Raw genomic sequence first — 26953 nt, 5'->3', positions numbered from 1 at the left:
AGCAATCAAGTATGTAAGTCTCTATTCTGGGAAAGAAACCTCTCATCTGATTCCAAGTGTTCCAGTAACTTGTAAACGGACTTTAGATTATACACCATTTGCGGACTGCAATCATCAATTTCAATCTTGTTAAGCACCCGAAGGATTGCATTTTTGTAGTCACGTAATTCTTGAATTCCGGATATCGGAATTTTAATCTTTAATTGATTTTCGTTTTGATTATATTCTATCATGACTTATAAAATTGGTAAAACAGCGTTAGTTGTATTTTACAATCACACGGATTGTGCGATACCACTATAATGATCAAAAAATCAAAGGAGGTGAGATAATAGGTGGTTTCCTACCACGAATTGATGTATCTTACTACGGAGTGTGGTATTTAACACTATTTGCGGCTTGTGCATGCAAACTTTAAAGGCTTTGTAAGCACACTGGAAATTAATATATTTGGTTTATGGAACATAAAACAAAACAACCGCCAAAACACATGGGAAGAAATATCGGCCGGATGCGTGAAATGTTGGGTATTAAACAAGATGTGGTTGCCGATAAACTTGGCCTTAGCCAGCAAAAAATCTCCAAAATTGAGCAAAGCGAAACCGTTGATGACGAAACCTTGGAAAAAATGGCCGAAGCATTAGGTGTCACCAAAGAGGCCATTCAAAGCTTCGATGAAGAATCCGTTGTTTACAATATTGTGACAACAAATAATGGATCGATTAATGGCCGGAATTTTCATTGCGATTTTAACCCAATTGATAAGTGGGTAGAGGCAATTGATAAAATTGAAAAATTGCATGAAGAATTGCTAAAAAGCGAGAGGGAAAAGGTAGCGATACTGCAAAAGATGTTGGATGAAAAGAAGTGAGTTAACTCACTTGTAATCATTCTAACCTTGATCCCTTTTACCTTTATAGGTAATGACCAGGAGGATTGTATATCGGTTATTTCTAACAGAGGTTACCCTGTTTTCCATAGGTTAACATAGAGCAATCTTTTTTACGACCCAAAAGCATAATACACCATTCTTACCACATCGCGATACAACAATTACCTGATCCCAGCGATTAAGCCCTTCAGTTGGTTAGGCTATTACACAAAGTTCTAGGCTCGTGTCTGTCGCTTTGCTATTTCTATTGTCAAAATAAGGGAGCTTTAAATGCCAGATAGGCAAGAAATTTGATAGGTCAAGCCCTTATGGATATTATTAGCAATGGCATTAAATCTGTTGTTCGTAGGTATGATAGTAAAAAATGGTTAGAAGTATTTAAAATATGAAAAATTAAAGCTTACAAGATATCTTTTTTACAATCTCCTAAAAAGGTATTTTCAAGTATCTTATTGTTATTATAATTTTGAGTATAAAATTTAACAGCAATGGTAAAAACAAGCCACACAGCGCAAGAACCATCGGAATCGACATTTTTGATGAAGTCAAAGAGTGATTTTAGGCAGGAGCTTATGAAAAGGATTGACGATGGAAAATCAATACTTAAACCCTCGGTCAAAAATGCGTCCCTTTTAGCAAAAGTCAGGAAACAATTCTCAATGTGGAATGATTACAATTTGGAATTGCTAAAAGTGTCTTTCAATAAGCCGGACAATGAGTACAGAAAGAATTATAGCAATGCCGGGAAATTAAGAAGTTCAACTCTTAGAAAAGTATTGACAAATTCGGAACAAGAAATTAAAGACTTCCGTTACAAGTTCAATTCCAAATTGGATAACTTGGAAAAGTTAGTTCAAAAAATTGAACTGCTTAGATCCAGCCAGTCTGATGAAATGCAAATGAAAAACCTTCCAAACCAATTGGATAAATCCAAAATATTCATTGTTCATGGACATGATAATTCAGTTAAGATTGAAACGGCAAGATTTATTGAGAAATTAGGTTTCGAACCAATTATTCTGCATGAGCAAGTCAGTTCTGGGAAGACAATAATAGAAAAAATTGAAAAATATTCGAATGTGGGTTTTGGAATCGTACTTTACACTCCCTGTGATTTGGGAGCCAAGAAAGGGCAGGAATCTAGCTTAATGAATAGGGCGAGACAGAATGTTGTGTTTGAGCATGGGTTTCTAATCGGTAAAATAGGACGCGAAAATGTTACGGCATTGGTTAAGGGCAATGTAGAAACTCCCAATGATATTTCAGGTGTAGTTTATATCTCCATGGAAGAAGACTGGAAGCTTGAATTGGCCAAGGAGCTTAAAAACAGCGGTTATTTTGTTGATATGAATCTGGTAGTTTAGATTTTGAAGCCTAAACTGAAATCTGTCTGTCCTAGGAACTTTGGACCTAAGCTCCCAAATTTTATAACTAATTGCATTTAAGATTGGGGAATCGGCAGCTATTACTATTTTAAAATTTCAATTACAAATTAATGCTTTGTACTCCTAAACCAAAAACATACAAACATTGCATGAGATATGGTTTATACACATACATGCTTAGCAATTAAGAGTAACTATGGAAAACTTCAAAATTAACAATGAGTACGAAATAAAACTGAACAAAAATACTGGCCAATGGGACACTTTTCAGAGTGGTGAATTAATTTCTAAAAAAGTAGAAAAGTTATTCAAATATTATTCCTTGAATTTATTTAATGTCGAAGCCCTGTTGAATCATTACTTTTATTTATCTGATCCAGGAAATTTTAACGACCCTTTTGATTGTAACATAAATTTAATTGAAGATGTTGAAAGGATTAAAAAATTTGAGACAGTTAAAAGAAACAAATATAAGAATATTGGTATAGCTTCATTTTCTGAAACAATCAACAACCACTTGATGTGGGCACATTATACTAACAATTATAACGGATTTGCACTTGAGTTTATGGGTGATGGTATCAAAGTAAACTTGAATATAGAGAAAGTAAAAAGACATACTTTGACTAGAGTAATTTACCTTGAAAATCCGCCAAAGATTTTAAAGAATTATCCATTTGCTGAACATTATATTTTCACGACCAAATTAAAGCATTGGGCCTATGAAAAGGAATGGCGAATAATCACGGAACTAAAATCCAATAGTAGAAATTTGGAATATGCACCCGAAAATGTTAAAGGTATTTATATCGGATACAATGTTCCTGATGGCAACAAAAGTGCATATCGTCTATTATTAGAAATACAGGAGATCAGATTTCCCAAAGTTCCGGTTTATGTAGTATATCCTCATCCCACAGACCTTAAACTAGAATTTGAAAAAGTGTGTAATTAACCTTTTGTGGCTGCGTAGCAACACTATTATATCAAACGTTAAGACTAACAAATGAATATAAATTTTGCATAATGAACCTTTTTATCAGGAGTTTCTTACTTTAAGCATGTTTAGGTAACTTGGCTAATATTTATTTCTGTAGAGATTTTGGTTGCAATCATAAAATGAAAAACAACAAGGACATAATTGATTTCACAAGGAAAGTAATTGATCACATCGAAGATTTGGATAATTGGGTCGATGGTCATTTAAAAGAAATCAAGGATTACTCCGATACTGCATCTGATATTGTTGGGCCTATTAAGTCCTTTGTTTCAGTTGTCAGATTTATAAAAACTCGAAAATTCAAATCCTTTCTTAATTCATATGGACGGAAGATAAAGAATAATAAAGGAGTTATAGATGATAAGTTTGCTGAAAAACTAAAAAAGCATCTTGAAAAGAAACGTAATCTAAATCTAATCTATGAAAGTATAGATTCCGCTGTACAATCAAATTCAATCTATAGTGCATCTTGTATTGGTTATTTATGTGGTTCCATTGTAGCTAACCTTCATGAATCCAGCAACAAGATTTTAATTCTTATCAATGCTTTCAAGAATTTAAATGATTTTGAACTATACTCTTCAGCTCTAATTCTAGAGAAAATTAAAGACTGGACACGTATTCAAAATCTTGAAGAATTAAATGTCCATTCTATTGGCACGATAAGCGAATACACCATTGCAAAATTGAAGAATCTACAAATTGTAGAATCCGCTAAGTTACAAAAAACCATTCATGGGCTTTACGACCAACAAAGCAATTTTCAATTATCTGAAATTACTGAAGAGTTTTGGGATATCATTAAAAATTCTGGGGTTCATGTACTTATGAAAAATGATTTCACCTGACCTTGTAAATGGCCGAACTGTTAAGTCTCACAAATTTCTAATCAATTGCTGATTAGGATCAGAAACAATATCCCAAAGATTAAGAACTAATATCGTTCACAATTGAATTCCGGACTCAAATTTGATAATTGTAAAATCCTGGCTAATAGCAAATAATTTGTATATTAGTTGGTAAGATTTTTAGAGATCAACTGGCAAAATCGGATGTGTAGTCGTAATTGGTGAATCTATTCGCAGTTTTTGAACGAAAAGCAAGAGAAGATAACCAGGTATGAAATTGAAAATTGAAATATCTAAAATTGGGGTATTAAGCAACAAAAAATGGATCTTAGCCTACCAACCTTATCCCTTGGGAATAATAAAAGAATCGCGAATTCGTTTTCAAATCGCTCTGGCGGAGCTACCAATCAAAAGTTACAAAAGAGTTCAATCCTTGGAGCCCGTCCCCTATTTAAGTGAAAGCAGATTGAATTTTAAGTTACTTTCCTTATTTGCATTATTAGCTATTTCAATATCAGTAAAGGCATCAGACTTATATAAAACCACATCAAATTTAAATATTAGAAGCGGGCCGGGTACATCATACGATTCTATTGACATTATCAAAGAAGGGGATTCTGTAATTGTTTTAGAAAACACCAACTCTAATTGGGTAAAAATAGAATATGATGGAAAAATTGGATACTCCTCGAGAATGTACCTGACTAAAATTGAAACATCAAAAAATATTGTTAATCAACAGAAACACAATTACAGTATTGTGGGGTTGCTTATTCTTGCGTTTACTCTAAGCATTATTCTTTTCTTAAATGAATTAGGCAAGAAGCATAGAAATAAAAGTTTTGCCACTCTTCTTGCATTATTATTCGGTACAATTGGCCTACATAGATTCTATCTTGGCCAGATCACCAAGGGTATTTTATTTTTGTTGTTTTGCTGGACTTTTATTCCATTGGTATTAAGCCTTGTAGATTTTTTTAATCTCTTATCAATGCCTGAAGAAAAATTTAATTATGAATACAACGGCAGCATTAAAAGAAAAATTACCGCGAAAAACATTGAAAACGAAAAAACTCAATCCGCAGTAGGGAGTGAGCCTTTACTCAATAGGTCAGAGACACTTAATAAAACTATTGACAACTCAATAATTGATGTTAATGCCGAATCATCCGACTTACGAATTGAGAACGATATTATTACCCCTGATATTCAAAAGGATGTGCCTTATTGGCACCATATGTATATATATTCCTACGATGACATAAAACACGCCTCAAAACAGCAAAAAGAATTCTATGATTACTTCAGGAATTGTTTTATTAAAGAAAAATTGATTGATATTCAAGGAAACACAAATTATGCCTTCATCCTTTATTTTGAGTTGCTAAACGATTATGAAAAACACAAGGATATAAAATTACTTGAAAGGCAATTTAAACTTTTGGGTGCTTGTTGTCCAAAAACGAAAAGCTATTCTCTTTCCTTATTAATGCAATTATTAAGTAAGAGAACCGATTCCTACTCTTTATCACGCCTTAAAGATTTACAGGAGCCAAGTTACCGATACGAGCAAGGTTTATCAGATTATAACCCAGATGCTTACAAACTTGGTGGAAGATACAAAAATAAATTAGGATTGAATAAACAAGAAATTGCGTGGTTAAATAAGTTCTGGGATCCATCTAACGTTTTTCTTTCTATTGAAGGTTGCTGTATTGCTACAATAGTGCAGTATTTACACGTGCTAAAAGAACTTAATAGAATTTTAAAGAGAAATAACACTTCCGTTGCAAAGGAAGTGGTCTTCTTTAAAGAAGAGATTAAAAAATTATACAAAGATAGATATAATAATGACTGGGGATATTATGACGTGAATTATTTAAATGAGCAAGCCGAATCAGAAGTGTATTTAATCATTTTTAAACGAGTTGAAAACTCCGTTAGGGAAGCTTATAGACATAAACGAAAAGTATCCGAAGATCTTCCATATACCAACAATGAATTGAATAATAAATTTGAAGAACGTATTGGCGTAAAAGTAAATCAATTAACTTCTCAATTAAAAAGTAAGATTGCAAAACCAGATATTTCAACTCAGATAGAATTAAATGCCCAAAATGTTAACAGATGGAAAGATGAGTTCTCTACGCTTAAAAATTCATTTCAAAGTGATGAATTATGGAAGTTTACCGAAGGTATCACTTTGTTAGAAGAAGTAAACCAAAAGAATCCAAATATTGAAAATATCTTTTTCGATGCTTCAAAATTTATGGCAAAATATGATAGAGTTATAGCTCTTAAGCATTATGCGAAATATATTTTCTACGACTTACAATCAAAAAGGATTGATGGTAAACAATTGACAAAGACAATACAAAAATCATTATTTCAAACTGAGGAGCAACTAAATGACTACAGAAAAATCATAGATCAATTAACTATTGATTCAGATATCAACAAGGCTTTACATAACATCTCCAAGATATATGTTCCTAAAAGAAAGAAAATAGTGCTTAATAAATCAGAAATTGAAGATGTGGAACAAAAGCACAGCGTTACAGTAGAACTCTTGAATGAATATTTGGAAAGTGATGAAGAGACAGAATTGGAAACCAAAACGCATCTTGAAAGTTCAGAAACTGATGAAGTTGAGATAACTTTTGGCGTAGATACTAATACTGATTCACTTTTCAATTCGGATTTGAAAATAAATGAGGTCCAGGAACAATTAATACGATTGATAGCTGAAAACTCATTTGCCATACACAAGGATAAAGTTGAAAAAATGGCTGTACAAAATGGTATGTTTAAAAACCAGCTTATTGATAGTATTAATGAAAAATGCTTCGAAATACTCGATGGTGAAGCTTTAATTGAAGAAGATGAAGAAACTTATATTATGGAAGAATTTTACTACCGTGAAATTGCAAAGTAATCAACATTTAAGATGGCATTAAAAATTAAAACCAAGGAAGCAACCGCAATAATTAACTCCCTTTCAGGTGGAGTTGTACCGAGAATTGGCGTTCAACATATTACAGTTGGTAGAAAACTGGAGATCGAGGCTTTTACTAAGGCACTTGATGACGTGAAAAATGGACACAGTATGGTGAAATTTTGGATAGGTGATTTTGGTTCGGGAAAATCATTTATTCTTCATTTATTAAGCACGGTCGCCACAAAACAAAAATTTGTAGTTGCCAATGCCGATTTTACTCCTGAAAATCGACTTTATTCAAATGATGGGAAGGCCGTAGCGTTATATAGCGCAATAATGGATAATATCGCAATACAGACAAAACCTGAAGGCGGTGCCCTACCAACCTTACTCGACAAATGGATAGAACAAGTTGTAGGGAAAACAGCTCAAATGAATAATATTCCAATCTCGGAGATCAGGAATGAACAGTATTTTAGCCTGATTCAGGAAGACATTATCCATACTGTAAATGAGGTTACTGATACCGGTAGTTTTGACTTCGGGATTGTTGTTATGAAATATTACGAAGGGTACATAAAGAATGATGATCATTTAAGGCGCAGTGCATTGAAATGGTTAAAGGGTGGATATAGAACAAAAACTGAAGCTCGCCAAGATTTAGGTGTAAGAGAAATAATAAGTGATGTGAACTACTACGATATGCTTAAGAATTTCTGTGCATTATTCGTCAGTATGGGGTATAATGGTTTTATGATTAATATTGACGAGGCAATAAATCTTTACAAAATATCAACTTCAACTATGAGGGCTAAGAATTATGAAAAAGTACTAACAATATTTAATGATTGTTTTCAAGGAAGGATATCAAACCTTTTTATCAATTTTGCTGGAACTAAAGAGTTTCTGGAAAATGAAAGAAGAGGTTTATTTAGTTATGAAGCTCTAAAGACAAGGTTAGAAACAAATAAATTTGAAACCTTAGAACTTCGTGATTTCGCGCAGCCTGTTATAAAATTATTACCTTTAGGTCACAATGAAATTTTTGTCTTACTTAAGAAACTTAAAGAGGTCTTTGATTTTAATTTTAACACTGAATTAAACATTTCAAAGCAAGATATCCATCTGTATATGGAAGAAATGTTTAATAAGCCAGGTGCTGATGAATTTTTGACCCCTCGTGAAGTAATTAGAGATTTTTTAAATATTCTAAGTATTCTTAGGCAAAACCCCAATGCAGATAAAGGTAAGTTGATTTCAAATATTGAAATCACCGATGAAAGACCTAACGAATTAGCTATCGATTCTATAGAAGAGTTATAGTGTCCTATAAATTATTATCTGAACCGATAAGAAAATGTGTCCGTTATATGCGATGGGAGTCATTACGCCCAATTCAAGCGGCTGCGATATCAAGAATCATCTCTACTGAATATAATTACATACTAGCCTCAAGAACTGCATCCGGTAAAACAGAAGCTGCCTTTCTACCGATACTATCAAAAACAAATTTTTCTCAAAGTGGAGTTCAGGTATTATATATTTCTCCGCTAATTGCCTTAATTAATGACCAATTCTATCGAATTGAAGAACTTTGCAAAAATTTAGAAATACAAGTCACAAAATGGCACGGTGAGGCTAAAAAATCACTAAAAAACAGACTTATTAAGAACCCTAATGGGATCACACTAATTACACCTGAGTCATTGGAGGCGATGTTTGTTAATGCTCCTTACAACATCTCCAAGCTTTTTGGAAATTTAAAATACATCGTAATAGACGAAATTCACTCTTTTATAGGAACTGATCGGGGCATACAATTGATGTCAATTCTATCTCGTATCCAACAAGTAAATGATAGTAAAATTATTACCATCGGTTTATCAGCAACGATTGGAGACGAAAACTATATTGAAGCAAAAAAAATTATTGGTGATATTGATAACACCAAGATTTTATTGGACAGGACAAAAAAAGATGTCATTGCTAAATTTAAATATTTTAAAAATAGCACAGCAGAGTTGTCTCTTGATTTGATTAAAGATTTATATGTTGAGACTAACAATAACAAAGTCTTAATTTTCCCTAATAGCCGCGGAAGAACAGAAGAAATTGCTGTCAAATTAAGAAAAATATCTGATCACCTAAATGGACATAAAAATTATTTTTCCCATCATTCATCTGTGGATAAGGAGATAAGGGAGAGCATTGAATATTTTGCAAAAAACAATGAACGATTTAACTTTTGCATTTCCTGCACCTCAACTTTAGAACTCGGCATTGACATAGGAACTGTTGATAAAATAGTGCAAATTGATTCAACTCATTCAATTGCTTCATTAGTCCAAAGAATTGGTCGTAGTGGTCGAAAAGATAATGATAATAGCAATGTCACATTGTATGCTACGGATAAGTGGAGTTTCTTGCAAGCTCTTGCATGCTGGCAACTATACAAAACTGACTTCTTGGAACCTATTAACACAGCACATAAACCTTATGATATATTACTACATCAGATGCTTTCAATAGTTAAGCAGATGTCTGGTTGTACAAAGGAAGAGTTAATTAGGCGCCTAATTGAAAATCGTGCATTTAATAGAGTCGAAACAAATGATTTAAGAACAATTATTGATGAATCAATTACTTCTGATTATCTCGAAGTTGTTCAAAACGAGATTATTCTAGGTTTGGAAGGAGAAAACATAGTCAATTCAAAAGAGTTTTATAGTGTTTTTAAGTCAGAGCCAAATTTTAAGGTAATATGTTCAGGCAGAAAAATTGGTGATATTCCATTTTCGCCTCAGGTTAAAATAGATGAAAATATTTTACTTGCAGCTAAAATATGGAAAATTAAAGTTATTGATTTTAAAAGTGCTAAAATCGAAGTAGTTCCAGCAAAAGACGGTAAAAAGCCTATTTTTTTTGGAGTTGGAGGAAACGTACATCCAAGGATAAGGGAGGAGATGTTAAGAATTATAAAAAGAAAAAATGAATATAATGAGATAAATGAAGAATGCTTATCAGTTTTGCTAGAATTACGGCAAGAGTTTGAAAATTTTTCGATTAACGATTTTGAATATGAAAGGCCCGTGATTTTAACAGAGGGTAAATCACTTCTTTACACTTTTTCCGGAACTAAAGTAAATAGAAGCCTTAGTTTTCTCGTTGGTCTGACCGACATTGACGTGATTTTTGATGATCGTAGCAGTTCATTAGAGATTGCCATAGAACTACGTGAATTTGAAACATTAAAATCTAAAATTAACAAAGAATACGGAAGGATTAATTTTCACATTGAGAAGGAGATAATGAAAAATGAAACAATACTTGGGTTTTCAAAATGGGGATCATTCCTGCCCATTAAATATCAAGTTGAAATTGTAAAGGAACGCTATTTCAATTTTGAAAGTGCAATTTCATTTGTGAATAAAATTAAACCTGTGGCTATAAATTAATTTAAAACCTGAAATAATGTTTCTCCTCATTAGTAAACTTATACAATTTTCTTTCAATATCCGGCACTATTCATAGCCTGAAGTTTGAAGCAAGGAGATGAATGACTTAAACATAAATCTAAAAGATGTACTAAGAAACAGAATCCCAGAGCTTTTAAAGTTTGTAGGTGAAGATACTTCATTCTCCTGGGCTTCGTTGAACAAAAAAATTAACAAATACCATATAAAAAAGATTGAAAATTATGTTTACGATAACACAATGGTTAATGAATGCAGTTTGCTTGATGTTATTTTAATAGCAATCGTCCTTAAAGAAAGGTCAGCTATTTTATTGCTCAATTATATTAGGAAGCTGTTTGAAAATTTAAATAAATACCTTATTGCAAACGAAAAATTACTACTCAGATGTAAGGTTTATGATATACTGATAAATTTTGATCATAAGTACTTAAACTTTTTGGGTGAATTTTCTGTCCTTTGTTTATTTTGTTCAAATAGTATTTACACTTTGTTAGACGTAGAGTATGAATTGCCTAGTGGTAAAAAAATTGACTACTTGGTAAGACAGAACGAAGACAGTAAGATTGAGCAGATGTAGGTTTTAAATATACAACTTCAGTCAAGAGATTTGGGAAACTTGGACGTTCACGATTTTTTAAAGAAAAGACTTGATGACAAAAACTATTCCAAGACAGGTGGAGACGATACGCTTTTAACATATTGGCTGATACCAGTTATTTGGGGTAATCCTCAACAACTCCGGCCATTTAAAGAATATATCAGAGCCAATCCTGATGATCTAATAGTTGGAAATGATATGCCCCCTGCATTTTTAGAGCTTTATGATTTTCCAAATAGTGATTCCGGTTTTAGCTTCGGTTTTATTAATCATTTGTTATAAGCCTATACTTATGACAAATACCCATTCCAAGCAGTAAAAGAATACTTGCAAGGGCCTATGCAAATCGATATTATTTAGGAAATTAAGAACAGTAAAAAGTAAAATAGGTAGAGTCAAGCTGTGCCACCATGCATTTGCATTCTAGCTGTACAAAACTCTTTAACTAGCATGATCACAGGGGTGGTTAGTAAAAGTATTATTTTTTGCTTGGATTGTTGGACTTTTCTTCACGAAGCATCTTCAACAATTCATAGCCACACCCCACTTTAATTCCTGCCGTCAACAAAAACTGCCAGTCCTCAAGCTCCTTTCCTTCTTGGGTATTAACCGTTCTTGTTGTGTCGATCTTTTCTGGTTTCATACATTGAAAATAGGTATTGGTTCTTCAGTACTTTCCGGTTAGAAAACGAAGGCGAGAGAAATTAAATATTATCGCTAAATAAGGATGTTTATGATCAATCTAGTTAGAATCCATCAGAAAATAGCTGCTTTGAACCGGTTTTGAAAACTTTCAACCGGAATTGAAAACTTATAAACGAATTTGTTGGATTTTGATGAGCAGTTTTATGCAAACTGAAAGAAATACATTTTTCCCCCGAACGACTACGCCTACACTGCTACATCAACTACAATAACTACATTTAATTATATTATTATTCTATATAATATATTGAATATCAATTATTTATAATGGCATAGCCGTTGTAGTCGATATAATTTTAGAATTTTATCGATTTCGGTCATTTAAAATAAAAAACTGGTTATCAGGAATTTAACTCATATGGTTTTGGATTAGATAGTTGATGGTAATCCCAAAATTTGTATTGGCAGCAGCAAATACAACTTCCGATAGAGGGTTTGTCTAAACTGAAAAGGTCCGCATAGGCTTCTGGAGTTTACTCTCGTTTCTAAACAAATTACAGATGTAACCAGTCTGCCATACAAACAACCTACTGATGATAGGGAATGATTTGTGAATTAATTAAAAATAATTGTGTATGAGCTGAAAATGATTGGATATAATTAATCAATATTTCAATTCAACCAATATTTTTTATACATTAGTGTACAAATATATTTTAAATGGGTTTTTCTCTTGATTACTTTTTGGGTACTAATAGTCTGGCAAAAACTTTTGAACTTACAGAAACGATTGCCCAAAAAGGCTTGTTTGATATCAAAGATACGGGTGTATCATACCGGAATGTTAATCATTGGGACAAACAGGATTTATTAGTTTCTCAACGGTCTCAAGAAGGGAAATGGCGCAGGTTCAGTTTTGTGGATTTTGTATGGCTTAAAGTCATTGAACAACTCCGGGGTATTGGTATATCCATTCCACTTATTACCCAGGTTAAACGAGAAATTTTTATAGAGATAACTGCAAAGCAGTTTTATGACCTTTTCATGAAAAGTCAGCAATTAAAGGATAGATTGTCTGAAAGAGGCGAAAGAGATCGACTTAAGAAAGTCCTTGAAAATGGACTAAAGGAATGGGGAAAACCTATCAGCTTGTTGCAGTTATTCATTTGTCACACTATCATCAACAAGACATCTTTGTCCCTGGTAATATTCAGTGATGGTTATTGGTTTCCCTGGGACGAAAGAATAGAGGTGGCATATTCAAATGACGATCTGGAAAGAAAAACCTTTGATACCCACGTTCAGGTATCACTAACAGGAATTGTCAAATCATTCCTCGGCGATGAAAGATCGATATATCTACTACCACAACTCAATGTTTTGCCGCCAAAGGAAGTCAAACTGCTGGAGATCATTCACTCAGGGGAGTATGAAAGTATCACCATTCACTTCAGAAACAAGAAAATGAAAGCCCTGGAAATGGTGAAGGCTCAAGAGGTGAAAAGAAAGATAGTGGATATTCTTTCAGAAAATGACTATCAAGATATCATAATCAAAAGCCACCAGGGGGTGGTTACCACCATAAAAAACACAATAAAAATGATGTTAGATTAATAACTACCCTTATTCAGGGATTCTTTCTAATCGGGCAGGCTACTGAACAGAGCAAGAGGCTTGTCTATGTTAAGTTGAATATTGAACAATTTACATAAGCAAAACCAGGAAGAAGAAAACAAAGGGCTAACTATTGAAAAATTAAAAACATACCAAGGGTTCAAAAACCTCGGTGATGAAGAAGCCAAAGAGTTGATCCGAAACATTGATCAATTGGCAGTGGTATTTTACGAATATTTTAAGGACGCTTTTGACACAAAGAATGAATAACATGGAAAACCCATCTTTAGCCATTTTCCAACAGTTTGGGGTAAACTCAAAAAATGAACAGACCAAGCCCAACGAAAATAATTGTGTGATCTACACCAGGGTATCTACCAAGGAACAGGCTGACAATAACCTAAGTCTTGGCACGCAAATGAAGGCTTGCGAGGAGTATGCCCAAAAATACAGCTTCAACATTGTCAATTACTTCGGTGGTACTTACGAAAGTGCACAAACAGATGAAAGGAAAGAGTTTAACCGTATGTTGTCTTTTGTCAAAAGAAGTAAAGAAAGAATCGGATGGATCATTGTGTACAATGTAGACCGGTTTTCCCGTACCGGGGCAAATGGGATATACATTGCCAATGAGTTAAAGAAGCAGGGCATTTCGGTATTATCTGTCACCCAACCGGCAGATACCGATACACCAAGCGGAAGGTTGCAGCAAAACATTCATTTTATATTCAGCCAGTATGACAATGAGGTAAGAAGGGAACGTACGATGGCCGGCACTAGGGAAAAGCTTTTAAGGGGATATTGGATCGGAGCAGTTCCTCCTGGATATGATAAGATCAAGATTAATAAAGAGGAAAAAATCGTGATCAATGAAACGGGAAAGCTCATTAAGAAAGCTTTTCATTGGAGGGCCTACTATAGAATGCCAAGTACTGAGATTGTTGTCAAACTCAGAAAGCTCGGATTAAATATGTATCCTCAAAAGTTATCCAAGATTTTTCACAACCCTTTTTACTGCGGACTGATCGCACATGGTGCGTTGAAGGGAAAAGTAATTGAAGGAAAACATCCCGCCCTAATCTCCAAAGAGATTTTTCTCAAAGTAAATAATATACTACATCAGGAAAGATTTAAGGGAAAACATTCAAAGGAAATGCCTGAAGTGCCATTGAAACATTTTGTAAAATGTGCCACTCACACTAACAGGATTTTGACCGGCTACCTTGTTAAGAAAAAAGGACTGTACTACTACAAGTGCGGTGTAAAAGGATGCAATACCAATCGTAGCGCCAAAGTCTTCCATTTAAAATTCAAAGAGCTTCTTAATGAATATACCATAAATAGAGAACTTATTAATCCTATCCGGGAACAGCTTTATTTTAAAATCAATGAGTTGATAAAGGATAGTATGGAGCAAAAGGAGCGTTTGAAAGAGCGGTTAAATGAGATTGAAAAGAAGATAGAAGTAGCCCAGGAAAAGCATTTTTTTGGGGAGATAGATCAGGAGGTTTATGAAAAATATATGCCGAAATACCGGCAGGAAAAGAGCCAGATTCTAATTGAAATTCAGAAGCTCAGCAAAAAAAGTTCGAACCTTGATAAATTCATTGACAAATTCCTTGAAATGTTGCCTGATTTGGCAAATTTGTGGGACTCCGGCACTCTAAAGGCTAGGGAAAAACTGCAACATTTGGTGTTTCCGGAGGGAATTTTCTATGATCGCAAATCTGACGAAGTTCGAACCGCAAGAGTTAACACGCTATTCGAGGTAACTAAAAGAATATCAGATATTTATGGAGCAATGAAAAAGGGACATTTCTACGATTTTGGTGAAATGTCCCTCAATGCAGAGGAGGAGGGATTCGAACCCCCGGTACCTCGCGGTACAACGGTTTTCAAGACCGCCGCGTTCGACCACTCCGCCACTCCTCTTTGGGTCGATTAGTATTTTCGGATTGCAAATGTAGATTTTTATTTTATTTTCACAAAGATGGAGGCATAAAATTTTATGCAGTGGCTGAAGAGACCTGACAGCTTACGGCGCTATGAAGCCTTAGACCATTCGTCCTCCACAGCCTCGCCTATAGTATGTGCCTTGTGAATACTGGCATTCAATTCATAACCAACCAACAAAACGATAGCCAGAATAAATTGCCACAACATTAACGCTATTAACACACCAATGGAGCCATACAACTTGTTGTAGGTTCCAAAGTTAGTGATGTAAAATGAAAATAAATACGAAACGGCCAGGCATAACAAGGTGGATGCAAAAGAACCGATGGAAAAAAAACGCCAATTGTAGTGCACTGCCGGGCCAAAGTAATATATGAAGGAAATCGCCAGAAAGAAAACGATAAAAATCACTACAAACCTCAACATCAGCAACAAAGTAACCACATAGTCATCGAGGTGCAGCCAGGCTAGTTCCGTGTTGATTAAATTAATCACAAAGTTTCCCACGATCAGCAGTATAATGGCCAGGATCAGCACAAATGCGAGCATCAGGGTAAGGCCGGTTGCTATGAACCTGGTCTTAAAAAAGCCGCGCTTTTCCACGGTTTTGTAGCAGGCATTGAAGGCCTTCATCAGAGCCAGCATGCCACTGGTAGACAATACCAAAGAAAACAAGGCCCCGAAAGTCAACAGCCCACCTCTTTGTTTACTGATAATATCTTCCACAGTATGGGAAATCACATCATACATACTAACCGGCATCATATCACCGATAAATTCCATGATGCTTTCGGTACTGACATCAGGTATCCAGGTATGCACAAAGGGTATTAACGTAAAAAGAAAAATCACGGCAGGAAAAATCGAAAGCGTGAAGTTAAATGCCACAGCCTCTGCCCTTTCGATGATATCATCCTGAGTCAGCTTTTCAAGAAAGATCTTAATCACCTCATACAAAGAAACATCGGCCTTTTTAAAGCGGATTTTTTTCAGGAGATCAATGATCCAATGAAATAAGGGAGAATTAATAATATAAGAGATTATCTTTTTTTTCATTCCCTGATTATTAATTCATCCATTAAAGTACGGATCAAACAAATCCTGCATCACCCGGGGAGGACGGCACGGCCGGCCTGAATGCATGTTTACAAACGCTAAAATAGTTTCACCGGTATTGATGAGTTTATTTTCCTCATTATAAATCTCATAGTGAAAAATGATTCTTACCGCCGGGCGGCTTACAATTTTCACCTTTATGGTTAATAACTCGTCGTACCTGGCTGGTCGATGAAACTTGGTACTGTTTTCGAGTACAGGCATCATCACCCCCTGCATTTCCAGTTCCTTGTAGGCAAAACCGAGATTTCTCAGGCTTTCCACCCTGGCCACTTCATAATATGCGGCATAGTTGCCGTAATAAACATAGCCCATTTGATCCGTTTCGCTGTACCTTACCCGTATTTTCACTGAACTTTCGTACATACCTTATCTGAATAGTTTCGCTTTGTTCAAAGCCCTCTGGTACCTGCGGGCATTGTTCAGATGATCATTCAGGTTGGTGGCAAAATTATGATAACCCGAAAAGTCTTCCCTGGCACACATATAGATATAATGATGTTGCTCATAGTTAAGCACGCCTTCCAGGGCTATGATAGGAGGCAAATTAATAGGGCCGGGTGGAAGTCCGGTATATTTATAAGTGTTGTAAGGTGACTCAATTTCCTTATGTTTATTAAGGACTCTTTGAATGGTAAAATCCTGTGCGGCAAATATCAGTGTCGGATCGGCCTGCAGGGCTATGTTTCTTTTGAGCCGGTTCATGTATAACCCGGCTATCTTGGGAATCTCCTCATTTTTGGAGCTTTCAGCATAGACAATGGAAGCCAGCACGGATACTTCGACCGGGGATAACCCTACTGCTGCTGCTTTTTGCTTTTTTTCTTCATGCCAAAATTTGCTGTATTCCCTGTGCATTCGATCAAAAAGTCCCTCCACTCCGATGTTCCAATACACCTCATAGGTATTGGGTATAAACATAGCCATGAAATTTTCAAGGTCAAAACCATATTTTCCGGCAGTAGCAGGATCATTTAGTGCTTTCAAAAACTCCGCCTGGGTTATTTCCAGGTTGGCCGTGATTTTTTCGGCCAAATCTTTTTTTAGCCTGATATTGTTAAAAGTGATATCTACCGGCAACTGATCTCCTGACCTCAAATACCGAATGGCCGAAAGGTTGGACATATCTGGCTTCAGCAGATACCTCCCGGGCTTAATATGCTGGTTGTATCTCAACAATTTTGCCAGTAAACCAAAAGAAACCGGATCCCTTAGAAATTCACCTGTCCTTAATGAGTCCTGAACGGCCTTGAAATCAGACCCTTTGGAAATGAGCAATACCCGGGCCTCCCTTCCCACTAAAACGTTCGCTGATTTAAATACCTGGTATACATAAAACCCCAGGGAAGTTACTACTACCCAAAAGGTTAGAAATAATACCAGAAAAACATTCCTTCGCTTCACTAAAACCTATTTAAATAGTTTGACAAAAAGTATCTTTATAAAAATAACCCATTAGCTAATATAATTAAGTTACTAATATATCTCAAACCAGTTTGAAGTTAGCCACAAAGATTTATATTTTGCTAAACTTTCAGTACAAAAAAACGAAATTAGCGACTCATGTCAGCACAGCTTTTAAAACTTTACCCGGACAATCCCGATCAGAGAAAAATCAATTCAATAGTTAAAACCCTGCAAAACGGAGGGATCATTATTTATCCCACCGACACCGTATATGGTATTGGCTGTGATATCTCCAATGCCAGGGCAGTAGAAAAACTATGCCAGATCAAAGGGATAAAATCCGGCAAGTACCGGTTTTCCTTTATTTTTTCTGACATCAGCGAAGCTTCAAAATATGTCAAAAACCTGTCGACCCCGGTTTTCAAATTAATGAAAAAGTCTTTGCCCGGGCCTTTCACCTTTATTTTGGAGGCAAGCAGCGCAGTACCCAAAATCCTGAAAGTCAAGAAAAAAACAATCGGCATCAGAATTCCGGACAATAACATTCCCAGAATGATCGTTCGGAAATTGGAATATCCTGTCATGACCACTTCTATAAAAGACGAGGACGAGATCATTGAATATACCACAGACCCTGAGTTGATCTATGAAGATTTCAAACACCAGGTAGACGTCGTAGTTAACGGCGGTATGGGTAAAAATAGGGCATCTACCGTGATCGATTGTACCGGAGATGAGCTGAAAATAATAAGACAGGGACTTGGCGACCTGGAGATATATCTGTGATACCGGATTATTCGATGTCAGTTTGTTGCAAAGTTGAAACAAATTCAATCATTATTCCATCTACTTAATGAATAAATAGTAGTATCTTTCAGGTTACATTACACATAAAACAGAGATAAATACGTAAGGGTTTGCTTGACATCCGTTTAATAGAAAAAAATCCTGTCTTAATTGAATTACATTATCTGCCAAATCTGGAATACTTTATCATTCTCATGAAGTGCAGTCAGGTGATTATTGAGGCGAATGAAAACTTTGTTAAACAGACCTATCGCAACAGATGCTACATCAGGTTGCCCAATAAAATCGAAACTATGAGTATTCCGGTAAAAAAGGATCACAGACAAATCAAAAATGTTAAGATCGATTACCGGCAAAGCTGGCTGAAAGATCATTGGAGGACCATTACCTCCGCTTATGGAAAATCACCGTTTTTTGAGTATTACCGTGATGGTTTTGAAAAGATCTTATTGGCAAAAGAGACACACTTGTTTGACCTGAACCTAAAGTTACTGACAAAGTGTCTTGAATATTTGGGCCTTGAAAAAGATGTAAAATTTACCGATAATTATGAATTTAAACCAAAAAGTCCCGTTTTAGATTTAAGATCACTAATTTTACCAAAAATAAGTTACGGAGACCGGGGAATTTATGAAGCACAGGTTTACAATCAAATTTTTGGCAAAGACTTTGCCGGGAATCTCAGTATTGTCGATCTGCTTTTTTGTGAAGGACCGCAGGCCCTTTCAATTTTGAATAAGTCGGCAAGGGTGGTGGTTGAACAAATAAAGAATTAATTTCGTTTTTATTACATGGACACTATCTAAATAAGAAATTCTTAAAAAGAAGATTAAATAATTAGTAAAAATAATTTAGATTTATATACAACAAACTACACCATAGCGTATGGAGGCAAAATTTTCAAATAGGGTAAAGGAAGTAATTTCACTTAGCAGAGAGGAAGCACTCCGCCTTGGTCATGATTATATTGGCACAGAGCATTTATTGTTGGGCATGATTAGGGAAGGTGAAGGGGTAGCAATAAGCTTATTGAAGAAGCTTGGCGTATCCCTGGATGAGTTAAGGGCTGCCATCGAACATGCCACTAAGGGTTCAGCAACCAACAATGTTAAAAACCTTGCTAATATCCCACTCACTCGTCAATCTGAAAAAGTTTTAAAAATAACTTATCTGGAAGCAAAAATATTTAAAAGCCAGTTGATAGGTACTGAGCATCTTTTGTTATCGATCTTAAGGGATGAGGATAACATCAGCTCGCAGTTGTTAGAGAAATTTGATGTCAATTACGAAACTGTGAAAGAACTTTTGGAATACCAAACAGAAAACCCCATGAGTTCATCATCCGACACTGACGACAGCGACGAGGATTCAGCCAGAATGTTTGGCGGAAGCTCATCGTCCGGAAAAGAATCATCTACCAAATCTTCGGAAAAGTCAAGAACACCGGTACTGGATAATTTTGGCAGGGATTTGACCAAGTTGGCGGAGGAGAATAAAATGGATCCGATTGTGGGGCGCGACAAGGAAATTGAGCGGGTCGCTCAAATCCTGAGCAGAAGAAAGAAGAACAACCCTATTCTGATAGGGGAACCCGGTGTGGGTAAAACAGCCATCGCTGAAGGATTAGCCTTGCGAATAGTTCAGAAAAAAGTATCCAGGGTTTTGTTCGGAAAAAGGGTAGTTACCCTCGATCTGGCCTCGCTGGTAGCTGGTACTAAGTATCGTGGACAGTTTGAGGAAAGAATGAAGGCGGTAATGAACGAGTTGGAAAAATCCCCTGAAGTAATCCTCTTCATAGACGAATTACATACCATTGTTGGTGCGGGAGGTGCCTCTGGTTCGCTGGATGCCTCAAACATGTTCAAGCCGGCACTGGCCCGGGGTGAGATTCAATGTATTGGCGCTACGACTTTAGATGAATACCGTCAGTATATAGAAAAGGACGGTGCGTTGGCCAGAAGATTTCAGGTAGTGATGGTGGATGCCACCACGCCGGAAGAAACTGTTCAAATACTCGAAAATATCAAAGAAAAATACGAAGAACACCATCATGTCAATTATACACCAGAGGCCATCGATGCCTGTGTGAAATTGTCAGACCGGTATATCAGCGACCGTTATTTGCCAGACAAGGCTATCGATGTGCTGGATGAGGCTGGCGCCAGGGTACACATAAAAAACATTCATGTACCTGCTGAAATCACCAAATTCGAAGAGTCCATTGACAATATTAAAAAGGAAAAAAATAAGGTCGTCAAAAGTCAGAAATACGAAGAAGCTGCCCAGTTGAGGGACAAAGAAAAGAAGCTAATCGAACAGCTTGAAAGGGCTAAGAATAAGTGGGAGGATGAGACAAAAACAAAAAGATACACGGTCAACGAAGAAAATGTAGCTGAGGTGATCGGTATGATGACCGGGATTCCCACCAAGCGGATTGCCCAAAAAGAAGGGGTCAAACTTCTGGGTATGTCGGATGAATTACAGCACAGAATAATCGGACAGGATGAAGCGATTATAAAACTGGTAAAGGCTATACAGCGTACAAGAGTGGGATTGAAAGACCCCCAAAAGCCTATCGGTTCATTTGTGTTTCTGGGACCTACCGGAGTTGGAAAAACAGAATTAGCCAAGGAACTGGCCCGCTATCTTTTCGACAAGGAAGACTCCCTGGTAAGAATCGATATGAGTGAATACATGGAGAAATTCTCGGTATCCAGGTTAGTAGGAGCGCCTCCCGGCTATGTTGGCTATGAAGAAGGTGGTCAGTTGACTGAAAAGGTAAGGAGAAAACCATATAGTGTGGTGTTACTGGACGAAATCGAGAAAGCTCACCCCGATGTGTTCAACCTGCTTTTACAGGTTTTGGACGATGGTATTCTTACCGATGGTCTGGGAAGAAGGGTCGATTTCAGAAACACCATTATTATTATGACTTCCAATATCGGTGTAAGAGACCTGAAAGATTTTGGCTCAGGCATCGGATTTGCCACTAAATCCAAGCAAGATAACACCGACGAAATCATGAAAAGCACCATTCAGAATGCTTTGAAAAAAACTTTCAGACCTGAGTTTTTAAACAGACTGGACGATGTCATCGTGTTTAATTCACTGCACAGAGAGCATATCCATCAGATCATCGACCTTTCATTGGGTAAATTGTTTGAGCGAATCAATGCCATGGGATACGCGGTGGAATTAACCAATAAAGCGAAAGATTTTCTATCTGAAAAAGGATACGATCCCCAATACGGGGCACGTCCTCTGAACAGGGCCATTCAGAAATACCTGGAAGATCCGGTTGCGGAAGAGATACTGAAAGGAGACTTGGCCGATGGAGATGTAATCGTGGCTGACCATGACGGGAAGAGTGATGAACTAAAGTTCAAGATCAAAGCCAAGAAGGTGAAAAAAGAGCAAGGTGAAAAATAAGTAATCAACAAAAAGGGAAATAAATATTGAAAGGGGTTAGAGGCCCCTTTTTGTTTTTCTGTACAAAAAATGGTTGAAATTTAATTGAGGCGATTCATCACATCCGGCATTAGCTCTCATAAATATGACCTCCTCATGCTCACCGGGATCAATGGTCACCACGAGGGCTTCACTTACCTCAAATTTTTCCTTATTAACCATTACTGCCTCACATTTGATCGTCCGGGCTTGCGTATTGACCAGTTCGGCTTTCCATTTTGTGTATTTTGATCCTTTATACAGTTGTCCCATGCAATCTATATGGTAGGTAAGTACTTCCTCATTTTTGGGATTATGCCACTTGATCATCGCCGTTTGAGCAGCTATCTGGCAGGTGGAGGTCAGTAAAATTACCATTGTTCCTATTACTCGCCCAGTCATTTTTTTCTCGTTTAATTTAAAAAGTAATCCTATTTTGAGTTTTTTAACATATTCAACCTGCTATTTCCTGGTTATCTTTTCCAGGTATGTTTTCAGGTGCCTTAAAACAGCGGGCCAGGCTTCATACACCGCATCATAATACCAATCCCACTGTTTACCGTAAAGATAGCCCGACTGACAAACCGTCAAAGCAGGTGTTTCGCCTTGATCAGTCACCTTTATACTAAGACAAGTCGGCCCTATTATTTCCATTTTTGGATTGAAATAAAGAAAGTTACTTATTTTCAACGCTTTGTTCTGCTCAAATGTTTCAAACCTTCCCGTGGTAACATATCCGAAACCATTTTCAGATACCCCCCAGGCTAAGGCATAATTCCCTCCGGCCCTGGCTTCTATCAGGGTCTTTTCCACACCCCACCAATCCCTCAACATTTTAGGGTCCAAAAAAGCCGTGAAGATTTTTTCAGGTTTTACGTTGATGTTTATCGTATTTTCAACTTTTCTCATCCGGCCGTCATTTTAAACCCCGGTCATCTAGGATCAGAAGATAGTCTTTAAATAATAAAATATCAAATTAAATAACAGATGATACGTATAATGTAAACGTTCTATCTTCAAAATTTATATGAATTATTTTTTGTTTTTCAAAGAAATCAGTAAAACCCCTGAAATGACAAATAAGGTACCGATGATCTGCAACCATGTGATTCTTTCATCCAGAAAAAAATAAGCAAGTACAATAGTAGAAACCGGTCCGATACCACCAATGATAGAGGCATTTGAGGAACCAATACGCAAGATACCTTCAGAAAGTAAAAAAGAAGGCAGAACTGTGCTTAACAATGCAATGGTGAGGGCCAGCAGGTATACCTCCCGGTTGAAAACGAAGATTCCTGCCGCAGGATGCCCTATCAGGTAATGAATGATCACACATACCGCAGATACCGACATTGCCATAGCCGTAAACCTGATCGAACCTATACGCGGAATGATTTCGCCACTGCCTACCAGGTAAATGGCAAAGGTAAGCGCACTCAACAGAATTAAACCACCCCCCAGCCAGACATCTTTTTGATCGTCCATATTCAAATCATTAGCGACAATGACAATAATTCCGGCATAGGTCATCAAAATAGCCAGTATTTGCAGTCCGGAAATTTTGTTTTTGAATACCATAGCTAAAATCAGCACCACAAATGTGGGATAAACAAAAAGGATAAGCCTCTCGAGGCTGGCAGTGACGAACTTAAGCCCATAAAAATCAAAAAAACTAGCCAGGTAATAACCTAGTACACCCAAAATAACTACCGATAAGTAATCTTTCCTGTCAAGCCTCGATTGTTTCTTTCTGGCAGAGAGGAATAAAGTAACGGCGATATAAAAAGGTAAAGCCATTAACATTCTCAATGTCAAAAGGGAAATGGCGTCTACCGGATGGCGGTAAGCCAACTTAATCAAAACCGCTTTGGCAGAGAACATAACAGCCCCTGTGAAGACCATCACTGCGCCAGTTAAGTACCTGTTTTTTGACATATGTGCCGGGAAGAAGGATTCAGTGTGAAAGAAGTTTTGCAATAAAAGAGCCGGAACTTATATCCCGGCCCGGTCTCATAAATTATTTATGTTTTCGTTCTAAGACAGTAAGCCTCAGACGGCTTTGGAATCTTATTTACAAGGTAAACATGTTGAATTCAACACGATCCTTCTCTCCACACTATGCCTGTGCGTACGGCAATTATATTTTGGTTTAGAAATACTAAAAGCTTAACTGCCAGGATTCATGTAAGGAAATGATAGCAGGGATTAAACTTTCATCTCCTGAGAAGATTTAATATGGGATGCCAGCCAATCCCCTACCTCAGAAGTTTTATAAGCTTTTCCTTTCGCAATATCTTCGGTAACAACGCCTGCTTCCAGCGAAGCGCTTACGGCCTGCCTGATAGCCCTGGCTTCATCAGTTAAGTTAAATGACAATTCGAGCATCATCGCTGCCGAGAGAACCGTAGCAATGGGATTAGCAATATCCTTGCCCGCCGCCTGGGGATAGGAACCGTGAATAGGTTCGAACACCGAGGTGTGGACACCTACTGATGCGGATGGCAACAATCCCAGAGACCCTGTAATCACACTGGCTTCATCAGACAAAATGTCACCGAACATGTTTTCGGTAACAATGACGTCAAATTGTTTTGGCCATTGGATCAGTTGCATAGCTGCGTTGTCCACAAACATATAGTCTATAGCAATATCAGGATGCACTTCAGCCATCGCCTGTGCTGTTTCGCGCCATAACCTCGAGGAAGCCAAAACGTTGGCTTTGTCCACCACGGTCAGCTTTTTATTTCTTTTACCGGCATAGTCGAGCGCCAGGTTAATAATGCGCTCGATTTCCTCTTTGGTGTAAACACAGGTATCAAATGCCTTGTTACCATCTTCGGATCTGCCCCTTGGCTCACCGAAATAAATGCCTCCGGTAAGTTCTCTGACCACGACAAAGTCGGCCCCATCAATGATATCGGCCCTGAGCGGGCTTTTATGAATCAGTGAGGCAAAAGTAGTGACCGGTCTGATGTTGGCAAAAAGCCCGAGCTTTTTCCGCATGGCTAACAAGCCTTGCTCGGGTCTCACCTTGGCTTTCGGGTCGTTATCATATTTCGGGTCGCCAATGGCGCCAAAAAGCACCGCCCCGGATTTCATGCAAAGCTCCAGGGTTTCATCCGGAAAAGGGTTGCCCACCTCATCAATGGCACAGGCACCCACCGGCCCATATTCAAATTTAAAATCATGGCGATATTCACCACCCACAGCTTCCAGTACTTTAACGGCCTGTTTTACTATTTCCGGACCAATGCCATCACCAGGTAACGTCGCTATCCGATATTCCATATTCTTCGTTATTTGTTATTATTATTTTCAATGATATTCAACATTTTGATGGTTGCCTTTATAGCAGCCACCGTCTGGTCGGAATCAAGCCCTCTGGTCTTGAACTGATAACCGTAGTCCCATGTAATAATCGTTTCCACAAAAGCATCGGTCTTTCCGCCGGGAGGTATTGAAACAGCATAATCAATCAGGGTGGGGTACGATTTGTTCAGCCTTTTATATATCTTCCATAAAGCTTTCATAAAGGCATCGTATTGCCCATCACCGGAGGAAGTCTCCTCATAGGTTTGGTTGTCGATTTCAATACTCAATGTGGCCACCGACCTTAGGCCTTCTGCTACGGAAAGTGAGTAATTCTTTATTTTTATGTTTTGTTTTATTTCCTCACTTTTCAAAATATCGGCCACAATGTAGGGCAGATCCTCTTTGGTAACTGTCTCTTTTTTATCGCCCAGTTCAATGATTTTTTCGGTGACCTTTTTCATAGATTCAGGATCGAGCTCCATCCCCAGGGCCTCCAGGTTCTTTTTAATGTTAGCCTTTCCCGACATTTTCCCCAGCGCATAGGTTCTTTTTCTACCGAATCGCTCCGGTTTCAGGTCGTTGTGATAAAGGTCGTTTTTGTTATCACCGTCAGCGTGAATACCACTGGTCTGGGTAAAAACAAACTCACCGATCAGCGGTTTATTGGGGGGGATGCGAACACCTGAAAAAGATTCAATCATTTTACTGACTGTATAGAGCTTTTTTTCATCGACATTCATCTGAAAATGAAAGTGATCTTTTACCACCCCGATCACACTCGACAACGGTACGTTCCCTGCCCGTTCTCCCAACCCGTTTAAAGTCGTATGAATTCCTTTCATTCCCGCTTTGATGGCTGCATAAACATTGGCAGTAGCAAGGTCATAGTCATTGTGTGCATGAAAATCAAACGCACAATCCGGGAATGTCTCAAGCATTTGCCGGCAATATGAAAAGGACTCTTCATAGTTTAATATACCCAAAGTGTCGGGTAACATGATCCGGTTGACAGCATTTTTATGAAGCTCGGCTATCATCTGATTCACATAGCCGGGTGAGTTTCTCATACCATTAGACCAGTCTTCAAGGTAAATGTTGACCGTAATTCCCTTTTTTTTGGCATATGTGATTACCTTTTCGATGTCAGCTAAATGCGCTTCCGGCGATTTTTTCAATTGTTGCCGGCAATGTTTCAACGAGCCCTTACATAACAAATTGATGACACTGCCACCTGCCTCACTGATCCAGTCAACCGAAGCTTTCCCATCTACAAAACCTAATATCTCTATACGGTCCAGGCACCGGTTTCCTTTGGCCCATTGCAATATTTTCTTTGCACCTTGAAATTCCCCTTTGGATACCCTTGCTGAGGCCACTTCTATGCGGTCAACCTTTAACTCCTCCAGCAGCAATTTGGCCATGGTCAATTTTTCGCTATCGGAAAATGACACCCCTGAAGTTTGCTCACCGTCCCTGAGCGTAGTATCTAAAATTGAAATTTTCATTATTTAT

General features: G+C 37.2%; 23 protein-coding genes, 1 tRNA gene and 1 pseudogene. 15 read left to right on the top strand and 10 right to left on the bottom strand.

Features of this window, described 5'->3' with window-relative positions; all coding sequences use genetic code 11:
- The first annotated feature begins 457 nt into the window (after positions 1-457).
- From AC04NP_RS22715 to AC04NP_RS22675, 9 genes are all read left to right on the top strand, one after another.
- Positions 458-871: a helix-turn-helix domain-containing protein gene (locus AC04NP_RS22715; RefSeq protein WP_482862251.1), complete on the top strand. Its 414-nt coding sequence runs from the start codon at positions 458-460 to the stop codon at positions 869-871.
- Positions 872-1380: 509 nt separating this feature from the next.
- Complete coding sequence (locus AC04NP_RS22710; RefSeq protein ID WP_482862250.1) at positions 1381-2256, top strand: TIR domain-containing protein; 876 nt, start codon at positions 1381-1383, stop codon at positions 2254-2256.
- A 217-nt stretch (positions 2257-2473) separates the two neighbouring features.
- Positions 2474-3232 carry a DUF2971 domain-containing protein gene (locus AC04NP_RS22705; RefSeq protein ID WP_482862249.1) on the top strand — a complete coding sequence of 253 codons (759 nt, stop codon included), beginning with the start codon at positions 2474-2476 and terminating at the stop codon, positions 3230-3232.
- A 164-nt stretch (positions 3233-3396) separates the two neighbouring features.
- Positions 3397-4125: a hypothetical protein gene (locus tag AC04NP_RS22700; RefSeq protein WP_482862248.1), complete on the top strand. Its 729-nt coding sequence runs from the start codon at positions 3397-3399 to the stop codon at positions 4123-4125.
- 277 nt (positions 4126-4402) lie between these two features.
- Positions 4403-7060, top strand: a complete 2658-nt coding sequence (locus AC04NP_RS22695) for a tellurite resistance TerB C-terminal domain-containing protein (protein ID WP_482862247.1) — start codon at positions 4403-4405, stop codon at positions 7058-7060.
- Positions 7061-7072: 12 nt separating this feature from the next.
- Complete coding sequence (locus AC04NP_RS22690; protein WP_482862246.1) at positions 7073-8386, top strand: ATP-binding protein; 1314 nt, start codon at positions 7073-7075, stop codon at positions 8384-8386.
- Between the two features lie 47 nt (positions 8387-8433).
- Complete coding sequence (locus AC04NP_RS22685; RefSeq protein ID WP_482862245.1) at positions 8434-10518, top strand: DEAD/DEAH box helicase; 2085 nt, start codon at positions 8434-8436, stop codon at positions 10516-10518.
- Between the two features lie 97 nt (positions 10519-10615).
- Positions 10616-11116 carry a hypothetical protein gene (locus tag AC04NP_RS22680; RefSeq protein ID WP_482862244.1) on the top strand — a complete coding sequence of 167 codons (501 nt, stop codon included), beginning with the start codon at positions 10616-10618 and terminating at the stop codon, positions 11114-11116.
- A 39-nt stretch (positions 11117-11155) separates the two neighbouring features.
- Positions 11156-11419 carry a hypothetical protein gene (locus AC04NP_RS22675; RefSeq protein WP_482862243.1) on the top strand — a complete coding sequence of 88 codons (264 nt, stop codon included), beginning with the start codon at positions 11156-11158 and terminating at the stop codon, positions 11417-11419.
- Between the two features lie 196 nt (positions 11420-11615).
- On the opposite strand, the gene AC04NP_RS22670 is transcribed toward AC04NP_RS22675, so the two are convergent.
- Positions 11616-11780, bottom strand: a complete 165-nt coding sequence (locus AC04NP_RS22670; RefSeq protein ID WP_482862241.1) for a hypothetical protein — start codon at positions 11778-11780, stop codon at positions 11616-11618.
- Between the two features lie 722 nt (positions 11781-12502).
- Here AC04NP_RS22670 and AC04NP_RS22665 point away from each other — a divergent pair.
- From AC04NP_RS22665 to AC04NP_RS22655, 3 genes and pseudogenes are all read left to right on the top strand, one after another.
- Entirely contained in the window at positions 12503-13396 is an 894-nt protein-coding gene (locus AC04NP_RS22665) for a MerR family transcriptional regulator (protein WP_482862239.1), read from the top strand.
- A gap of 81 nt (positions 13397-13477) precedes the next feature.
- Positions 13478-13666: a hypothetical protein gene (locus AC04NP_RS22660; protein ID WP_482862238.1), complete on the top strand. Its 189-nt coding sequence runs from the start codon at positions 13478-13480 to the stop codon at positions 13664-13666.
- Positions 13659-14504, top strand: a pseudogene (locus AC04NP_RS22655) (recombinase family protein); the annotation flags it as partial. The gene AC04NP_RS22660 and the pseudogene AC04NP_RS22655, both read left to right, overlap by 8 nt.
- A gap of 739 nt (positions 14505-15243) precedes the next feature.
- On the opposite strand, the gene AC04NP_RS22650 reads toward AC04NP_RS22655, so the two are convergent.
- The 4 genes from AC04NP_RS22650 to mltG all read right to left on the bottom strand — a co-directional run bounded on the left by AC04NP_RS22650 (position 15244) and on the right by mltG (position 17872).
- Positions 15244-15328, bottom strand: a tRNA-Ser gene (locus AC04NP_RS22650).
- Between the two features lie 111 nt (positions 15329-15439).
- Positions 15440-16408: a YihY/virulence factor BrkB family protein gene (locus AC04NP_RS22645; protein WP_482862237.1), complete on the bottom strand. Its 969-nt coding sequence runs from the start codon at positions 16406-16408 to the stop codon at positions 15440-15442.
- A 15-nt stretch (positions 16409-16423) separates the two neighbouring features.
- Positions 16424-16834: an acyl-CoA thioesterase gene (locus AC04NP_RS22640; RefSeq protein WP_482862236.1), complete on the bottom strand. Its 411-nt coding sequence runs from the start codon at positions 16832-16834 to the stop codon at positions 16424-16426.
- Positions 16835-16837: 3 nt separating this feature from the next.
- On the bottom strand, positions 16838-17872 hold the full coding sequence (gene mltG, locus AC04NP_RS22635; RefSeq protein WP_482862235.1) for an endolytic transglycosylase MltG: 1035 nt from the start codon (positions 17870-17872) through the stop codon (positions 16838-16840).
- Positions 17873-18031: 159 nt separating this feature from the next.
- Between mltG and AC04NP_RS22630 the strand changes: the two genes are divergently transcribed.
- From AC04NP_RS22630 to AC04NP_RS22620, 3 genes are all read left to right on the top strand, one after another.
- A complete protein-coding gene (locus AC04NP_RS22630) occupies positions 18032-18661 on the top strand; it encodes an L-threonylcarbamoyladenylate synthase (RefSeq protein ID WP_482862233.1) in 630 nt (209 codons plus the stop codon).
- A 131-nt stretch (positions 18662-18792) separates the two neighbouring features.
- Complete coding sequence (locus AC04NP_RS22625) at positions 18793-19458, top strand: WbqC family protein (protein WP_482862232.1); 666 nt, start codon at positions 18793-18795, stop codon at positions 19456-19458.
- A gap of 109 nt (positions 19459-19567) precedes the next feature.
- Positions 19568-22111 carry an ATP-dependent Clp protease ATP-binding subunit gene (locus AC04NP_RS22620; RefSeq protein WP_482862231.1) on the top strand — a complete coding sequence of 848 codons (2544 nt, stop codon included), beginning with the start codon at positions 19568-19570 and terminating at the stop codon, positions 22109-22111.
- Between the two features lie 36 nt (positions 22112-22147).
- Here AC04NP_RS22620 and AC04NP_RS22615 read toward each other — a convergent pair whose 3' ends face one another.
- From AC04NP_RS22615 to AC04NP_RS22595, 5 genes are all read right to left on the bottom strand, one after another.
- Positions 22148-22531, bottom strand: coding sequence for a hypothetical protein (locus tag AC04NP_RS22615; protein WP_482862230.1), 384 nt, complete (start codon positions 22529-22531; stop codon positions 22148-22150).
- A 60-nt stretch (positions 22532-22591) separates the two neighbouring features.
- A complete protein-coding gene (locus tag AC04NP_RS22610; RefSeq protein WP_482862229.1) occupies positions 22592-23038 on the bottom strand; it encodes an SRPBCC domain-containing protein in 447 nt (148 codons plus the stop codon).
- Between the two features lie 123 nt (positions 23039-23161).
- Positions 23162-24064, bottom strand: a complete 903-nt coding sequence (locus AC04NP_RS22605; protein ID WP_482862228.1) for a DMT family transporter — start codon at positions 24062-24064, stop codon at positions 23162-23164.
- A 270-nt stretch (positions 24065-24334) separates the two neighbouring features.
- Positions 24335-25417 (bottom strand): 3-isopropylmalate dehydrogenase, encoded by a 1083-nt coding sequence (leuB, locus tag AC04NP_RS22600; protein ID WP_482862227.1) that lies wholly within the window; start codon positions 25415-25417, stop codon positions 24335-24337.
- Positions 25418-25425: 8 nt separating this feature from the next.
- On the bottom strand, positions 25426-26946 hold the full coding sequence (locus AC04NP_RS22595; protein ID WP_482862226.1) for an alpha-isopropylmalate synthase regulatory domain-containing protein: 1521 nt from the start codon (positions 26944-26946) through the stop codon (positions 25426-25428).
- Between the last annotated feature and the right edge of the window lie 7 nt (positions 26947-26953).

The organism is Agaribacillus sp. DX54 (assembly GCF_056858335.1).
Note: the sequence above shows the minus strand (reverse complement) of the source record. Positions and strands in the feature narration are given on the sequence as shown.

Bases quoted from the DNA above. Each gene is read 5' to 3' on its own strand.
- AC04NP_RS22715 (WP_482862251.1), top strand. From the start codon at position 458: ATGGAACATAAAACAAAACAACCGCCAAAACACATGGGAAGAAATATC.
- AC04NP_RS22710 (WP_482862250.1), top strand. From the start codon at position 1,381: ATGGTAAAAACAAGCCACACAGCGCAAGAACCATCGGAATCGACATTT.
- AC04NP_RS22705 (WP_482862249.1), top strand. From the start codon at position 2,474: ATGGAAAACTTCAAAATTAACAATGAGTACGAAATAAAACTGAACAAA.
- AC04NP_RS22700 (WP_482862248.1), top strand. From the start codon at position 3,397: ATGAAAAACAACAAGGACATAATTGATTTCACAAGGAAAGTAATTGAT.
- AC04NP_RS22690 (WP_482862246.1), top strand. From the start codon at position 7,073: ATGGCATTAAAAATTAAAACCAAGGAAGCAACCGCAATAATTAACTCC.
- AC04NP_RS22685 (WP_482862245.1), top strand. From the start codon at position 8,434: ATGCGATGGGAGTCATTACGCCCAATTCAAGCGGCTGCGATATCAAGA.
- AC04NP_RS22680 (WP_482862244.1), top strand. From the start codon at position 10,616: ATGAATGACTTAAACATAAATCTAAAAGATGTACTAAGAAACAGAATC.
- AC04NP_RS22670 (WP_482862241.1), bottom strand. From the start codon at position 11,780: ATGAAACCAGAAAAGATCGACACAACAAGAACGGTTAATACCCAAGAA.
- AC04NP_RS22665 (WP_482862239.1), top strand. From the start codon at position 12,503: ATGGGTTTTTCTCTTGATTACTTTTTGGGTACTAATAGTCTGGCAAAA.
- AC04NP_RS22645 (WP_482862237.1), bottom strand. From the start codon at position 16,408: ATGAAAAAAAAGATAATCTCTTATATTATTAATTCTCCCTTATTTCAT.
- AC04NP_RS22640 (WP_482862236.1), bottom strand. From the start codon at position 16,834: ATGTACGAAAGTTCAGTGAAAATACGGGTAAGGTACAGCGAAACGGAT.
- AC04NP_RS22630 (WP_482862233.1), top strand. From the start codon at position 18,032: ATGTCAGCACAGCTTTTAAAACTTTACCCGGACAATCCCGATCAGAGA.
- AC04NP_RS22620 (WP_482862231.1), top strand. From the start codon at position 19,568: ATGGAGGCAAAATTTTCAAATAGGGTAAAGGAAGTAATTTCACTTAGC.
- AC04NP_RS22615 (WP_482862230.1), bottom strand. From the start codon at position 22,531: ATGACTGGGCGAGTAATAGGAACAATGGTAATTTTACTGACCTCCACC.
- AC04NP_RS22610 (WP_482862229.1), bottom strand. From the start codon at position 23,038: ATGAGAAAAGTTGAAAATACGATAAACATCAACGTAAAACCTGAAAAA.
- AC04NP_RS22605 (WP_482862228.1), bottom strand. From the start codon at position 24,064: ATGTCAAAAAACAGGTACTTAACTGGCGCAGTGATGGTCTTCACAGGG.
- leuB (WP_482862227.1), bottom strand. From the start codon at position 25,417: ATGGAATATCGGATAGCGACGTTACCTGGTGATGGCATTGGTCCGGAA.
- AC04NP_RS22595 (WP_482862226.1), bottom strand. From the start codon at position 26,946: ATGAAAATTTCAATTTTAGATACTACGCTCAGGGACGGTGAGCAAACT.